13 protein-coding genes are annotated in these 13,864 nt (G+C 66.2%); 6 read left to right on the top strand and 7 right to left on the bottom strand.

Annotation, left to right across the window (positions count from 1 at the left end; all coding sequences use genetic code 11):
• Nucleotides 1–54 precede the first annotated feature (54 nt).
• On the bottom strand, nucleotides 55–657 hold the full coding sequence (locus tag C1H69_RS05455) for a TetR/AcrR family transcriptional regulator (RefSeq protein WP_240609821.1): 603 nt from the start codon (nucleotides 655–657) through the stop codon (nucleotides 55–57).
• A 176-nt stretch (nucleotides 658–833) separates the two neighbouring features.
• On the opposite strand from C1H69_RS05455, the gene C1H69_RS05450 reads away from it, so the two are divergent.
• Nucleotides 834–1,235: a RidA family protein gene (locus C1H69_RS05450; protein ID WP_102652393.1), complete on the top strand. Its 402-nt coding sequence runs from the start codon at nucleotides 834–836 to the stop codon at nucleotides 1,233–1,235.
• Between the two features lie 216 nt (nucleotides 1,236–1,451).
• On the opposite strand, the gene C1H69_RS05445 is transcribed toward C1H69_RS05450, so the two are convergent.
• Nucleotides 1,452–2,192, bottom strand: coding sequence for a dienelactone hydrolase family protein (locus C1H69_RS05445; protein WP_102652392.1), 741 nt, complete (start codon nucleotides 2,190–2,192; stop codon nucleotides 1,452–1,454).
• Nucleotides 2,193–2,362: 170 nt separating this feature from the next.
• Here C1H69_RS05445 and C1H69_RS05440 point away from each other — a divergent pair, with 170 nt between their 5' ends.
• Nucleotides 2,363–3,031 carry a dihydrofolate reductase family protein gene (locus C1H69_RS05440; protein ID WP_102652391.1) on the top strand — a complete coding sequence of 223 codons (669 nt, stop codon included), beginning with the start codon at nucleotides 2,363–2,365 and terminating at the stop codon, nucleotides 3,029–3,031.
• Here the strand turns inward: C1H69_RS05440 and C1H69_RS05435 are convergent.
• A complete protein-coding gene (locus C1H69_RS05435; RefSeq protein ID WP_102652390.1) occupies nucleotides 3,028–3,414 on the bottom strand; it encodes a gamma-glutamylcyclotransferase family protein in 387 nt (128 codons plus the stop codon). The two genes, C1H69_RS05440 and C1H69_RS05435, sit on opposite strands and share 4 nt — an antisense overlap.
• 183 nt (nucleotides 3,415–3,597) lie before the next feature.
• Here C1H69_RS05435 and C1H69_RS05430 point away from each other — a divergent pair, with 183 nt between their 5' ends.
• The gene (locus tag C1H69_RS05430; RefSeq protein WP_205738420.1) at nucleotides 3,598–4,518 is read left to right on the top strand and encodes a DMT family transporter; all 921 of its coding nucleotides are present in this window, start codon (nucleotides 3,598–3,600) and stop codon (nucleotides 4,516–4,518) included.
• A gap of 467 nt (nucleotides 4,519–4,985) precedes the next feature.
• Here the strand turns inward: C1H69_RS05430 and C1H69_RS05425 are convergent, their stop codons facing one another.
• From C1H69_RS05425 to C1H69_RS05410, 4 genes are read right to left on the bottom strand one after another with little or no spacing between them, the layout of a single operon-like run.
• Nucleotides 4,986–6,155, bottom strand: a complete 1,170-nt coding sequence (locus C1H69_RS05425; RefSeq protein ID WP_102652389.1) for a DSD1 family PLP-dependent enzyme — start codon at nucleotides 6,153–6,155, stop codon at nucleotides 4,986–4,988.
• A complete protein-coding gene (locus C1H69_RS05420; RefSeq protein WP_102652388.1) occupies nucleotides 6,139–7,809 on the bottom strand; it encodes a hydantoinase B/oxoprolinase family protein in 1,671 nt (556 codons plus the stop codon). Before C1H69_RS05420 ends, C1H69_RS05425 begins: the two co-directional genes overlap by 17 nt.
• Nucleotides 7,806–9,908, bottom strand: a complete 2,103-nt coding sequence (locus C1H69_RS05415) for a hydantoinase/oxoprolinase family protein (protein ID WP_165789425.1) — start codon at nucleotides 9,906–9,908, stop codon at nucleotides 7,806–7,808. The genes C1H69_RS05420 and C1H69_RS05415 overlap by 4 nt, the downstream gene beginning before the upstream one ends.
• A 20-nt stretch (nucleotides 9,909–9,928) precedes the next feature.
• The gene (locus C1H69_RS05410) at nucleotides 9,929–11,332 is read right to left on the bottom strand and encodes an MmgE/PrpD family protein (RefSeq protein WP_102652386.1); all 1,404 of its coding nucleotides are present in this window, start codon (nucleotides 11,330–11,332) and stop codon (nucleotides 9,929–9,931) included.
• Between the two features lie 167 nt (nucleotides 11,333–11,499).
• Here C1H69_RS05410 and C1H69_RS05405 point away from each other — a divergent pair, with 167 nt between their 5' ends.
• From C1H69_RS05405 to C1H69_RS23530, 3 genes are all read left to right on the top strand, one after another.
• Nucleotides 11,500–12,234, top strand: coding sequence for a GntR family transcriptional regulator (locus C1H69_RS05405; RefSeq protein ID WP_102652385.1), 735 nt, complete (start codon nucleotides 11,500–11,502; stop codon nucleotides 12,232–12,234).
• Nucleotides 12,235–12,351: 117 nt separating this feature from the next.
• Entirely contained in the window at nucleotides 12,352–13,341 is a 990-nt protein-coding gene (locus tag C1H69_RS05400) for a Bug family tripartite tricarboxylate transporter substrate binding protein (RefSeq protein ID WP_102652384.1), read from the top strand.
• A gap of 58 nt (nucleotides 13,342–13,399) precedes the next feature.
• A complete protein-coding gene (locus C1H69_RS23530) occupies nucleotides 13,400–13,855 on the top strand; it encodes a tripartite tricarboxylate transporter TctB family protein (protein ID WP_165789424.1) in 456 nt (151 codons plus the stop codon).
• Nucleotides 13,856–13,864: the final 9 nt, after the last annotated feature.

Here is a 13,864-nt window from a genome sequence, read left to right as displayed (position 1 = left end):
ATACAGGCATGAAACCGTCGGTGCCAATAGCGACTAGCAGGGCTATACGCCTTTCTATCCGGCGTCACCCTTCGGTTTCAGCAAGCCCGTCGCGAGCTGACGGAACGCCTCGACAGCCTTCGCAAGTACGGCGCGGGGCTCGTCGGCGGCCGCGATCCATAGGGCGGCATTGAGCGCCGCGCCATTGATCAGTCTGGCTGCGGCTTCCGCATCCAGCGGCTTGACCGTGCCCTCATCGATTAGGGCCTGAATGGTCTGTGCCGTACGTTGCAGGCACGCATTCTGATTGGGCCATTGCGATGGATCGCCGAGCACCGCCGGCCCATCCAGCAGCATGATGCGCTGGACTTCCGGTTCCAGTGCCATTTCGATGTAGGCCACGCCCTCCTCGAGCAAACCATCCCACCGGCTTGCCGCACGGGCCTGAGCGGCAAGCATTCGCGTCACCATCTCCTGGTCGATCTGATCGACCACCGCCTGCAGCAGCCCCTTCTTGCCACCGAAGTTGTGATAGAGCGCCCCTCGCGTGAGGCCGGCTTCTGCAGTGATATCGTCCATCGAAGCTGCCGCATAGCCCTTGGTCGCAAAGGCCTGCCGCGCCGCTCGAATGAGCTTGGCCCGGGTTTCCTCCATCATCTGCGCACGTTTCGTCGCCACGCCCTCTCCTCAAATCTTTCTTGCAGAAAAATTCGCATACGCATCGTATGTGTATTGACATACAGCACGTATGTGTCAGCATAAAACACATACGGCCCGTATATCAATGCTGACCGGGTAAAGGATGAACCCGGCTTGGCTAAACCAGTAACCGGACCAATAACCGGAGTGGCACCATGGCCAAACGCGATGCAGTCTTCCCTGCCGGACGGCAGGCACTCTACGAGATCAACCGCTATTCGGCGGCGATCCGCTCGGGCGACTTCCTGTTCGTCTCGGGTCAGGTCGGCAGCCGCGAGGATGGCTCTCCCGAGCCGGATTTCGAAAACCAGGTCCAGCTCGCCTTCGACAACGTGGCAGCCGTTCTCGAAGCCGCCGGCTGCACCTTCGACGACATCGTCGACGTGACCACCTTCCACACCGACCCCGAAGCCCAGTGGGAAGCGATCGACAGGGTTCGAACGAAGGCGATCGGCGAACCGCCCTACCCCAACTGGACCGCCGTCGGCGTCAACTGGCTGGCGGGCTTCGACTTCGAAATCAAGGTCATCGCCCGACTTCCACAACCGGCTTCGTAACGATAGAGCCACCCAGCAGCACACCGCCCTGGAACAGCGGCGGTGTGTCGCCAAACGAGTGATTTCACCAGATTGCACACACCGGCCCGCTATTCAATACTGCAGCGTGCGACCCGGCCGATGGCACCTGGCAATGCCCCGAGAGCTCGGCGCCCGCCGAGCGCAAGGCCACGGTCTTTCGCCGCGACCATGCCATAGCGGGAATAAAAGGCCCCGTCACAACGTCTCTTCCAGGAGCATGGCCAGCCGCTTGTGATGCAGGGCATCGGCGGTTGCATCGTACGATGGGGCGTCCTTGGCCGTGAAGCCGTGGGCTGCACCCTTGTAGAGTTCGGTGGTGAAGTGCACGCCGGCTGCGGCCAGCGCTTCGTCCATGCGGGCGATCTGCTCAGGGGACAGCAGCTCGTCCTTGTCGGCGTGACCGAGATAGACGCGCCCCTCGATGGTGCCGACCAGGTGCACGGCACTGCCCGGATCGTCGGCCTTTGCCAAGTTGGCTGAGTGGAAACCAGCCGCGGCGACGACGCAGTCGGGGTGTTCGGCCGCCATGCGCAGCGCAAAGGCGCCGGTCATGCAGTAGCCGACCACACCTATCTTGCCGTCCGCGAACTCGGCCTCGCTGTCGATGCAGTCCAACAGGGCGGCAAAGTCGCGGGATTGCGCTTCGGGCGTCAGGTGGCCGGCATACTCGAACAGCGTCTGACGCACGTCCGGGTCGCGGAAGGACTTGCCCGCCGGCACGACGGGGCCGCTCGCATCGCGGTAGTAGACGTTGGGCATCAACACGGCATAGCCGTTGTCCGCGATCTGCTGGGCCTTCTCGTGATAGCAGGGGCGCAGGCCGCCGATATCGGTGAACAGCACCACGGCCGGCAGTGGGCCTTCGGCGCTCCCGGGCGTGAAGACATGGGCGTCGATGATGCCGTCGGCAGCGGGGATTTCGATGGCGCGAGACATGAGCAGGCTCCGGGTATCGATGGGATGGATATCGTCAGGGACGAATGACACCAGAATGGCATCTAATCAGAGACAGGCCCTGTTGACGAGGTCGTCGCTTTGCCGCCCCGTCGATTTCTCCGCATCCCGCTCGAATACCGGGTACGAGAGCAAACCCGGAGGATGAGTTCATGCGGAAAGTGATCGTTGCCGCCATGGTGTCACTCGACGGTGTCATGCAGGCGCCCGGCGGGCCGCAGGAAGACCCGACCGATGGTTTCCGCTACGGCGGCTGGGTCGCACCGTTGGTGGACGAGGTGTTCGGGGAAGCGATCGACAAGCTGTTCGAGCGGCCCTTCGATCTACTGCTCGGGCGCAGGACGTACGAGATCTTCGCCGCCCACTGGCCCTATGCCGAGGATGGCCCGGATGACGCCATCGCCAGAACCTTCAACTCGATTACCAAGTACGTGGCGACCCAAAAAGGCCTGGAGCTGACCTGGAAGGACTCGGTGGCCCTCAACGACGCCGCGGCCGATGTTGCCAGGCTGAAGCAGGAAGATGGGCCGGCGTTAATCACTCAAGGCAGCACCGAGCTGGTCCACACGCTGCTTGCCAGCGGCCTCGTCGATGAAATTCATACGTTTACCTTCCCCGTGGTACTGGGAAACGGCAAGAGGCTGTTCGACGACAGCGCGAGGGCGTCTGCTTTCAAGCTCGTCGCCAATCGGGTATCACCCAACGGTATCGTGATCGCCAAGTATGAGTGCGACGGCGAGGTGAAAACCGGCGACTTCGCCATGGACCCGCCCACTGAGGCGGAAGTGGCAAGGCGCGAGAAGATGCAGCGAGAAGGTTAATGTCGCCATCCACCCTGCCGAATTGACACGCAGCCGGCCACTTCGGGATTGTAGAGATAGAGCCAGGCCGGACCGAAGCTGGTGGCGTGAATGGCCCGATGGTAGAGCCCGGCATGGGGTTGGCGCGGGCGGAAGTCCTCGAGCCTGTCCAGTTCGGTAAGCAGGTTGGCATCGACGCGAAACACCTCCACTTCGACACCGCGCGATGGCTCGGGCTTGGCACCGGGAAAGGGACCAAGATCGTAGAGGGTCGCGCTGGTCAGCCGGTCGCTGCCAAGGAAATCGGCACTCTTCAACCAGTAGTGGTTGCGCTGCCCACGCTTCAGCGTGCCATAGACGGCCACCAGCGGCGTGCGAGAGATGGAATCCGCAGGTGTGAACATTGGCGCCCCCCTTGGTGCATCGTACACGGGAAATTCTAACGCTTGGTGAGCCTTAGGCGCCACGCCTGATCGGCAACCCTGCTGCGCCAGCGCTCGGCCATTTACAACTTCCAGCGCAAGAAGCGGAGTTCCCTCGTCGCCTTGCTGCCCTAGGTTGGTTTCGTTACCAACCGGAGTACAGCGATGAAGACGATCGATCGAACCATGGGGCTCACGGAGTGGGTGTTGTTGCTGGCCTTGTCGGTGCTGTGGGGCGGCTCCTTCTTTTTCGTCGGGGTGGCGGTCGCGGAGCTGGGGCCGCTCACCATCGTGGCCCTGCGCGTGGGGCTGGCGGCGCTGGCGCTGCATGCGCTGATTCTGCTACTGGGCCAGCGCATGCCGCGCGACCCGCGGCTGTGGATGGCCTTCTTCGGCATGGGCCTGCTCAACAACATGATTCCTTTCAGCCTGATCGCCTGGGGTCAGGGGCATATCGCCAGCGGCCTGGCGTCGATTCTCAACGCCACCACGCCCTTCTTCACCATCGTCGTGGCGCATTTCCTGACACGCGACGAATCTCTCACCCCGGCACGCCTTGCGGGCGTAGCAATCGGTTTTGCCGGCGTGGTGTACATGCTGGGCGCCGAGGTTCACGAAGGTGCCACCAGCCATTCATGGGCGCAGCTTGCGGTGCTGGCCGGCGCGCTCTCCTATGCCTTTGCCGGAGTGTTCGGGCGGCGCTTTGGTGCCCTGGGTTGCTCGCCTCTGGTTGCGGCCTGCGGGCAGGTCACGGCATCGGCGCTAGTGCTCCTGCCCCTGGCGCTGTTGGTGGAGCGCTTCTGGCAGCAGCCCTGGCCGGGGCTGGACACCTGGACGGCAGTGTTCGGTCTGGCGCTGTTCTCCACCACGCTGGCCTACCTGATCTATTTCCGCCTGCTGGCAAGCGCTGGGGCGACCAACCTGTTGCTGGTCACGTTCCTGATCCCGGCCAGCGCCATCTTGCTGGGTATCTTCGTGCTGGGTGAGCGGCTGGAGTGGCGCCACCTGGCCGGCATGGGGCTGATCGGCCTCGGGCTTGCGGCCATCGACGGCAGGCCATTGTGGTGGTTTCGAAAAATGGCTTAGCTTACCGGAAAGCCAGGCGATAGGGAGCGGGCCGATGAAGCTGTGTGCCGTGCAGTACGCCTCGACAACGGGTGATATCGAAGGGAACGTGGCACGCCGCGCCGATGAGCGACACCCATGGGATCACGATCGGCGTGGGGCTGCCTCTGGTCACTTCGACGAAACCGCAGATCGGCATGGTGGTGTTTCAGCCCCATTCGGGGCGCCAGACCTATGCCAAGCAGCGGCTGCGCCCAACTGCGTGGGGCCTTGCGACGGCGGTTCCGGCGGGCCGCAGGAAGACCCGACCGGTGGTTTCCGCTACGGCGGCTGGGTCGCCGCGCTATCGGTTACGGTGGGATAGAGAGAACCATGGCGGCCGCGACTCCTGTGTCGGAATCATGGGCAACCCTTCCAGCCAATCGGGTTGCAACCGGAACGGCATAGCTACGGACATCGTCCAGATCGAGGGTGAAGTACGCTCACGATCAACACCCCCTCGCCTCAATGGGCCAGATCGCCTCCAGCGTTTCGCCGCGCACCACATGGATGTGGTCGAAAAGATTGACCGTCGGGTCACAGTGCGGCACTTCCACCTCGACCAAGGCGCCCAGTTCCACCCACTCTCCTTCCGGCAGCAGCAACTGGCCGTGCTCGTCGCTGGTGGCGCGGTACTCCGTGCCTGGCGGCGCGCCACGCATGACCCTGGGCGGTACGCCGTACTTGCTGGCCAGGCGCTTCTCGCCGCCGTCGGTGGTGGCGAGCCCGGGGTGGTTGGCGCTGGTCACGGCGGCGGCGAGGAACAGGCTGGGCGGAAACAGCGGCTGGCCGCTGCCGTCGGGGTCGACAGCAGCGTACTCGGTGTCCATCAGCGCGTAGCTGCCGCACTGGAATTCCGTGTAGACGCCTTCCATCTCCTGCAGCAGCGCACCGGTGCTGCCGCCGGTGATCCAGTCCGCCTTGCGTCCGCTGGCATCCTCGATGGCGTCGCGCATCCCGCTCAACATCGCCCGGGCCTGCTCGGCGCCGCGTCGCCGTTCGCCCACCTCGCGGCAGTGGGAGAGATGCCCGGCGTAGCCCTGAATGCCCGCCAGGCGCACTCCCTCGGTGGCCTCGATGACCCGTGCCAGCTCGGCGGCGTCCCGGGGCGAGGCGACGCCGGCGCGGTGGCGGAAGAGGTCCACGTCGATCAGCACTTCGGCCTCGATGCCGGCCCGAGTCGCCAGAGCGCCCAGCGTGGCGACGATGGAGGGGTGGTCGACCACGCAGACCAGCCGCGTTTGGGCCATCACCGCCACCACCCGCCGGCAGGCGCTGTCGGTGGCGAAGGTGGAGGTGAGCAGGATGTCGTCGATGCCCGCCTCGGCGAAGCACTCCGCCTCGCCGGGGGTGGCCACGCAGATGCCCGTCGCGCCGGCGGCGAGCTGCCGCCGGGCGATCTCCGGGCACTTGTGCGCCTTGGCATGCGGGCGCAGCGCCACGCCGGCCCGGTCGCAGAGCGCCTGCATCTTGGCCAGGTTGGCGTCCAGCGTCTCGATGTCGATCAGCAGCGCCGGGGTCGCCAGACGCGAGCGAGCATCGCGCTCACCGATCAAGCTGGCGTTGGGTCCTAGCATTGGCGCGGCATCGGGGCTCGCCGCCCTATTCGCTTGACTCATATCCGTAGACCTCGCGGGCGTGGGCCAGGGTCAGCTTGCCCTCGGCAAGATCGCGGGCGATGGCGGCCCGGTCGCGCTCGGCCGGCGCGCCGTAGCCCCCCGCCGCCGCCATCTCGGCGCGCAGCACGTCTCCGCGCTGGAAGTGGCGGATGAACTTGGAGGGTAACGCCTCCTCCCGCTCGGTGCCAGGGTTGGCGGTCAACCGGCCGCCGGCGCCGGGGCCGCCGCCGAACAGCCCCCAGGGCTTGGAGGTGTAGCGGTCGGAACGCACCTGCACCCGCACGTCGTCGGTGAGAAAACGGTACTCGCGCACCAGGCCCAGCGCTCCCCGGTACCGTCCCGCGCCGCCGGTGTCGGGCAGGAACTCGTAGCGCTCGACGCGAATCGGGTTCTCGCCCTCGATCAGTTCCACCGGCACGTTGGCGAGGTTGCCGATGCAGTAGGGGCCGGCGTCCTGGCCGTCGCGGTCCGGGCCGCCACCGAGGCCGGTGTTGTTGTGGAACTCCAGGTGCAGGAAGGGGCGCCCGCCGTCGTGCTTGCCGGAGGCGACGATGGCGAACTCAGAGCCCCCGGCGCAGGCCGGCATGCGATTCGGCACCAGCTTGGCCAGGGCGCCGAGCACGATGGAGCGCAGGCGGAAGCCGATCTGCCCCCGCGAGCCGACGGCGGCGGGGTACTGCACGCTGACGAAGGTGCCCTTGGGGCCGATCACCTTGATCGGCCGGTAGAGCCCGGCGTTGTTGGGGATCTCGGCGGCAAGCACGGTACGCAGCGCGGCGTAGGTGCAGGAGACGGTGAACTCCCAGTTGCAGTGCACCGCGCCGCCGGTGTCCTGCTGGGTGCCGGTGTAGTCGGCGACGATCTCGTCGCCGCGCTTGATCAGCTTGAGATGCAGGTGAATGGGGCCGTTGCCGACGCCGTCGTCGTCGTTGTACTCGTCGAACTCCACCTCGCCGTCGGGCAGCTCGGCGATGGAGTCGCGGGTCAACTGCTCGGCATAGTCGACCAGGTCCTTGAGATAGGCGTCGAAGGCGGTCGGGGCGAACTCACGGGCGATGCGCTCCACTTCCCGCGCCGCCTCGTCGAGGGCGGCGAGCTGGGCGCGCAGGTCGCCCAGCACGCGGTCGGGCACCCGCGAGTTGAACTCGATCATGCGCAGCACCGCCTGGCTGTCGCGGCCCGCCTCGCGCATCTTCACCGGCGGGATGCGCAGCCCCTCCTCGAAGATCTCCTGGCTGTCGGCGGCATTGCCCCCCGGCACCCGGCCGCCCAGGTCGGTGTGGTGCAGCACCAGGGAGACGAAAGCCACCCGCACGCCATCCACGTAGACCGGCTTGAAGGTGAAGATGTCGTTGAGGTGCGAGCAGCCGGAGTAGGGGTCGTTGGAGGCGAGCACGTCGCCCTCCTGGATGTCGTCGCCGAAGTGGTCGAGACAGCCTTGCAAGGCGGGCATCACCACACCGAGGTGAACGGGTACCGCCAGCCCCTGGGCGGCCAGGTTGCCCTCGCCGTCGCAGATCGCCGCGGAGAAGTCCATGGAGTTCTTGACGTTGGCGGTGCGCGCGGTGCGCGTGACCATCACCAGGGCGTTGTCGGCGATGGTGATCAGGGCGTTCTTGAGCAGTTCGCGGCGAATCGGATTGATCGGGCTCATTGCGCGGCCTCCTGGCGACGGGTCGCATGCAAGCAGTTCCAGCTATCCAGCGAGGCCACCCAGCCGGGCCGGATAACGCAGGTGGTGTCGTACTCCTCGACGATCAGCGGCCCCTGGCGCGGGCCTTCGGCCAGCTCGGTGCGGGTGATCACCGGGGTGTCGTGCCAGCCGGCGTCGCCGAAGTAGGCGCGGCGCACGCTCGCCCCCAGGCTGCGCTCGTTGCCGCGCCGGCAGCGCTCCGGCATGCGCGGATGCTCGGGAATCCCATGACATACCGCCTTGACGGCGACGAATTGCAGCGGCTCGTTCGGCGATGCGTAGCCGAAGGTCTCGGCGTGCAGGGCGTGGAAGTCGTCGTCCAGCTTGGCCAGGGCGGCCGCGTCGATGCACGCGCTGGCCAGCGGCACGGTGAGCGGCGAGGTCTGGCCGGCGTACTTGATGTCGATCTCGATCCTGAGTTCCTGCTTGTCGGCGGCGAAGCCCTGACGGGAGAGCAGGGCCGCGCCCCGCGACAGCAGTTCGTCGATGGCGGCTTGCAGCTCAGCGGCGCCGGTCTCGTCGCGGCGACGGTAGAAGGCGTGCAACAATTGGTGCTCGACATCGGCGAACAGCATGCCCAGCGCCGAGTAGAGACCGGCCACCGGCGGGATCACGATACGCTCCACCGCGGCGCTCTCGGCCAGTGAGCAGGCGTGCACCGGGCCATTGCCGCCGATCGCCATCAGCGTGAACTGCGAGGGATCGCGGCCCTTCTCCGAGCTCACCCCGCGCAGGGCGCGCAGCATGGTGGCGTTGGCGATCAGGTGCACGCCGTAGGCGGCCTCGGTCTCCGCCACCGAAAGTTCGCTGGCCAGCCGCTCGAAGGCGCGCCGGGTGCCCTCGTGGTCCAGTTCCAGGTCGCCGCCCACCAGCGCCTGGGGATTGAGATAGCCGAGCATCAGGTTGGCGTCGGTGACGGTGGGCTGGGTACCGCCGCGGCCATAGGCCACCGGACCCGGCTCGGAACCGGCGCTGCGCGGTCCGACGCGAATGCCGCCGGCGCTGTCGACGGAGGCCAGGCTGCCGCCGCCGGCGCCGACCTCGGCGATGTCGATGGTGGGTACCTGCACCGGATAGCCGGCACCGCGAATCATGCGCGTGCCCAGCACCGGCTCGCCGCCCACTTCGGTCTCCGGCGAGACGCTGTAGGTGCCGTTGTCGGCCAGCGTCGCCTTGGCGGTGGTGCCGCCCATGTCGAACACCAGCAGGTCGCCCAGGCCGAGATGGCTGGCCAGGCGGGCGCCGCCCAGCACGCCGGCGGCGGGACCGCTCTCGATGATGGTGATCGGCTGATCCTTGACCAGGTGGCCCGGCGCGATACCGCCGGAGGATTGCATGATCATCAGCGGCGCGCCAATGCCGATGGCCTCCAGGCGGCGCTGCAGCGACTCCACGTAGCGGGTGACGATGGGGCGCAGATAGGCGTTGACCACCGTGGTCGAGGTGCGCTCGTATTCGCCGATCTGCGGCACCAGGTCCGACGAGGCGGTGACCACGAGTTCGGGCAGGCGCTGGCGCAGGAAGCGGGCGATGCGCTGCTCGTGTTCGGCGTTGACGTGGGCGTTGATCAAGGTGATCGCCACCGATTCGGCCTGGGAGGCCTCGATGGCTTGAGCCAGGGCTTCGAACCCGCCCTCGTCCAGCGGCGTCACCACCGCACCGTCGGCGCCGATGCGCTCGCCGACTTCGAAGCGCCGGTCGCGGGGCACCAGCGGGTCGGGCTTGCGGTAGTCGATGTCGTAGAGCTTGGGCGTGCGGAAGCGGGCGATCTCCAGCACGTCGCGGAAGCCCTCGGTGGTCACCAGCGCCACCCGGGCGCCCTTGCGCTCGATGATGGTGTTGGTCGCCACCGTGGTGGCATGCACGAACTCGCGGATCTGCGCGGCACTCACGCCGATCTCGGCCATCAGCTCGCGGCAGCCGTTCTCGATCGCCTCGGAGTAGTCCCTGGGGGTCGAGAGCAGCTTCTTGGAGAAGACTTCTCCCGTTTCGCCGATCATCACGATATCGGTGAAGGTGCCGCCGATATCGACGCCGAGGCGGTAGGTTGGTTGTGTCATGGTGTTCATCCCGTTTCCAGTCAAGCGCGTCCCATGCGGGAGAATTCCGCGATCAAGGGGCGAATGTCGGGCAGCGCCTCGATACCGAGCAGGCGCTCGGCCAGCGGCTGAGCCACCTCGCGCGGTGTGTCGAAGCCCCACTTCATGCAAGCGAAGAACTTGTCCAGTACCTCCTCTTCGGACATCGGATCGTCCGGAGCGCCCTTCATGGTCAGCGTCTCGCGCACCAGGCTGGTACCGTCGGCGAGATCGAGCTCGATGCGGGCGGGAGCGATGGCCGTGGCCGGAATCTCCGCGGAGATTTCGGTATGGAAGCGCCCGGCCAGCCGGCTGCGTTCGTCGCGGATGCGTGACGGGGTGTAGGAGGCGATGTCGACGCGGCCGTCGGCGAGCGCCGTGGCCAGGCCGTAGGCGGCGTTGAACTGGGCGTGCACCACCGGGTTGGCGTGGCCGATGTCGAAATCGGCGCCGACGATGCCGGCGTTGACCTCGCCGAGCAGAATGCGTGCGCCGGCGACCTGCTCCGGGCGCAGCCCCTCCCGGTGCAGCGCCAGTCCCAGTTGAATGGTGGAGTGCACGCAGCGGCAGCAGGGATAGGGCTTCATCGACAGGTCGAGAATGTGCCAGTGGCTACCGATCCCCTCGGTGAGAATCTCCGGCGTCACCTCGCCGCGCTCGTGGAGATTGAACAGCCCGGCCTTGCCCTCCAGGTAACGATGCGGACCGGTGATGCCGGCGCGGGCCAGTTGCGCCGCCAGCACGCCATTGCGCGCGGCGAAGCCCGGCCCCATGCGCTTGGCCAGGGCGCCATCGGCGATGAACTGGGTGGTGCCGCTCATCTGGGTGTAGGCCAGGCCGAGTGCGTGGGTCATGCGCTCGCCATCGAGATCGAAGATCATGCCGGCGGTCAGGGCGGCGGCCAGCGAGCCCAGCGCGGTGGTGGGGTGCCAGCCCTTGCCCAGGCTGTTGTGGCAGGTCAGACCCAGGCGGCAGAACAGCTCGACGCCACAGGCCAGGGCGGTGACAAAGCGCTTGCCGTCCAGCTCCCCGCGGGCGTCCGCCGCGGCCAATGCCGCCGGCAGCACCACGCAGAAGGCGTGCACCCGGGCCGGATCGTGCTGATCGTCGAAATCCAGCGCATGGGCCGCGGCGCCGTTGGCCAGGGCGGCCACGGTCGGGCTGCGTGGCGTGTCGCTGAGCAGCACGGTGGCTTGCCCTGGAGGCTCGAAGTCTTCCAGCGTGGCGAGTAGTTCATGCATGCCGGGTGCCCTGGCCGCCCCCGCTATCACGCCCAGGGTGTCGAGCAGGAACAAGCGGGTGGTGCGGCGTACGGTGTCGGGCAAATCTTCCCACTGCAGGCGAGCGAAGCGTTCGGCGATAAAGCGCCCGGGAGCCTCGACCGCGTCGGTATTGGTATCGGTCATCTGTTTGCCATCTCGTTATTGGAGCTGTCATTTCACAGGTTGATGAGTCAACTTATTTCACCTGACTTGACAGGCAGCGTGGCCTGTCGGCAAATATCTCATACGCCAGAAGCATTCTTGACTAGTTGACTATTCATTTCAAGCTACCTTTGGAAATATCGATACCAATGCCAAAAAAAGCAGATTTCACGCCGATTTACGCACAGATTGGAGACTTCGTCCGGCAGAGCATCGAATCCGGACAGTACGCGCCGGGGGACCGGCTGCCCTCGGAGAAGGAGTTGACCGAGCAGTTCGGTACCACGCGGGCCACCGTGGCACGGGCGCTGCAGAAGCTGGTCTACGAGGGGCTGGTCCAACGGCGCCCCGGCAGCGGCAGCTTCGTCAGGCAGGCCGATCTCAACATTCCGCTGGAAACCACGCGCATCCGCTCCTTCGACGAACAGATGGCCAGCAGCGGGGAGCGGGTCTCCTATCGGCTCATCGGCTTTCGCGCCGAGTCGTGCCGGAGCGCATGTGAGGCGTTGGGCCTGGCGGCCGAGGACACCTACCTGCTCGAGCGACTGAGGCTGGTCAACGATGCGCCGCTCAGTCTCGAGCGACGCTACATGTCCAAGACCATCGGCGACCGCTTGAGCGTGCGCGAGCTCAATACCATGTCGATCCACCGCATCCTTGCTGAAGTGCTGCAGGATCCGGTGGTGCACATCCATGGCAACATTCGCGTCGGCTCCGCCACGCCCGAGATCGCCGAACTGCTGGAGATCACCCGGGGCTCGCCCCTGCTGATCCGCGATTACGTGCTGAGTAACGCCGCCAGTCGCCCGCTGATCTATGGCGAATCGGTCTACAAGGAGCAGTTCCGCATCCCCTACCAGGTGCATCAGGTGGAAGGGAAATAGAAAAACATGTTGACTAGTTGACTATGCTAATTGCATTCTGAATGAGTGAATCGACGATATCGGAGGCTGAGCGGCCCATCGTCGAAGCATAATAATCACAACTCGAGGCGGAAACCGATGAAGAACAAGATCTCTGTTGCGAAGCTATTTGGCGTATCGGCGGTACTGCTGGCGGCCCTGCCCCTGTCGGCCGGGGCGCAGGAGAACTGGCCGGACGGCCCGCTCAACATCATCGTGGCATTTGCCGCCGGCGGCGGCTCCGACCGTCAGGCCCGCGTTCTTGCCGGGCCGCTCGAGGAGCAACTCGGCGTGCCGGTCACGGTGCAGAACCTGCCCGGCGGGGGCGGCCAGGTCGCCGCCACGGTCATGCTGCGCGAGCCCACGGACGCGCCGGTGATGCTGGCGATCAATGAACCCGACCTGACCATGGCCGACGTGATCGGCAACGCCCCCTTCAGCCGCTCCGACTTCGAGGTGATCGCCGTCGACGTGGTGGACCCGCGCATTCTGATGGTCGCCAACGACAGTCCCTTTCAGAGCTTCGCCGAGTTCGTCGACACGGCTCGGGAGAATCCCGGCGAGCTGACCATTGCCACCGCTCAGGGCAACGCTCAGGAGCTGTTCGCCAAGTGGATGGCCAAGGCGCTGGACATCGACGTGCGCATCGTGGGCTACAGCGGCGGCAGCGAGGCGGCCAACGCCATGCTGGGCGGCCACGTGAGCGCGACGTTGGGTGACGACTTCTCGCGCCTGAACATTCGTGGGGAGTCGCGCGCGCTGATGGTGGCGGCACCGCAGGAGAGCCCGCGCTGGCCCGAGGCCGAGACCCTGGTCGAGGCCTTGGCGCCCTACGACGTCGAGGTGCCCGCCCCGGATTTCCTGGCCCGCTATGGCGTCTATGCCGTGCAGAGCGCATTCCAACAGGAGTATCCCGAGCGCTATGAACGCCTGCAGCAGGCGATACTGGCGGCGATGGAATCGGATGCCTACCTGCAGTCCGTCGAAGCCTCCGGCCTGGACGATCTCTCGCTGCGCGCGCCGGGCGAGGAGTATGCCGAATCCTTCCGGGCGACCGAAGCGGCCCTGCTCGAGGCGACCGGCGAATGATGCGAGGCGCTGGACATTTGGCCGGCGCGGTGTCGATGAATTTCCCTGGGTGGCTTACGTGAAGAACTTATCCGTCGGTGGGTTGGTCGTGCCCGTGACGATGCTGTCGTTCACGCTGGCGTACTGGTGGCAAGCCTACGGGTTGTCGTTCGAGGCGCGCCTGTTTCCCCTGGCCCTGAGTCTGGCGCTGCTCACGCTCATGGCGGGGAACCTGGTGCAATTCCTGCGTCATCGGGACTCACGACAGCAGCCCGAGAAGACGTCGCGCCACATCGCCCGGCGTCGCGCGCTGGTCGTCGCACTGCCCGTGCTGCTGTTGCTGGCGTGGAGCCAACTGGGAGGCTTCGTCTTCGTATGGCTGGCGGTGCTGGCGCTGCAATGGGCGCTTGGCGAGCGGCGGCCGATCTCCCTGGCGGCGTTGCCGTTGGGTAGCGCCGTTGCACTCTACTTGCTGTTTTCGACGCTGCTGCATGCCCGCGTTCCCATGGGCCTGTTGGGCGTTCTGGTCAACTGAGGGAAGCGT

Source organism: Billgrantia endophytica (genome assembly GCF_002879615.1).
Lineage (GTDB): Bacteria > Pseudomonadota > Gammaproteobacteria > Pseudomonadales > Halomonadaceae > Halomonas > Halomonas endophytica.
Note: the sequence above shows the minus strand (reverse complement) of the source record. Positions and strands in the feature narration are given on the sequence as shown.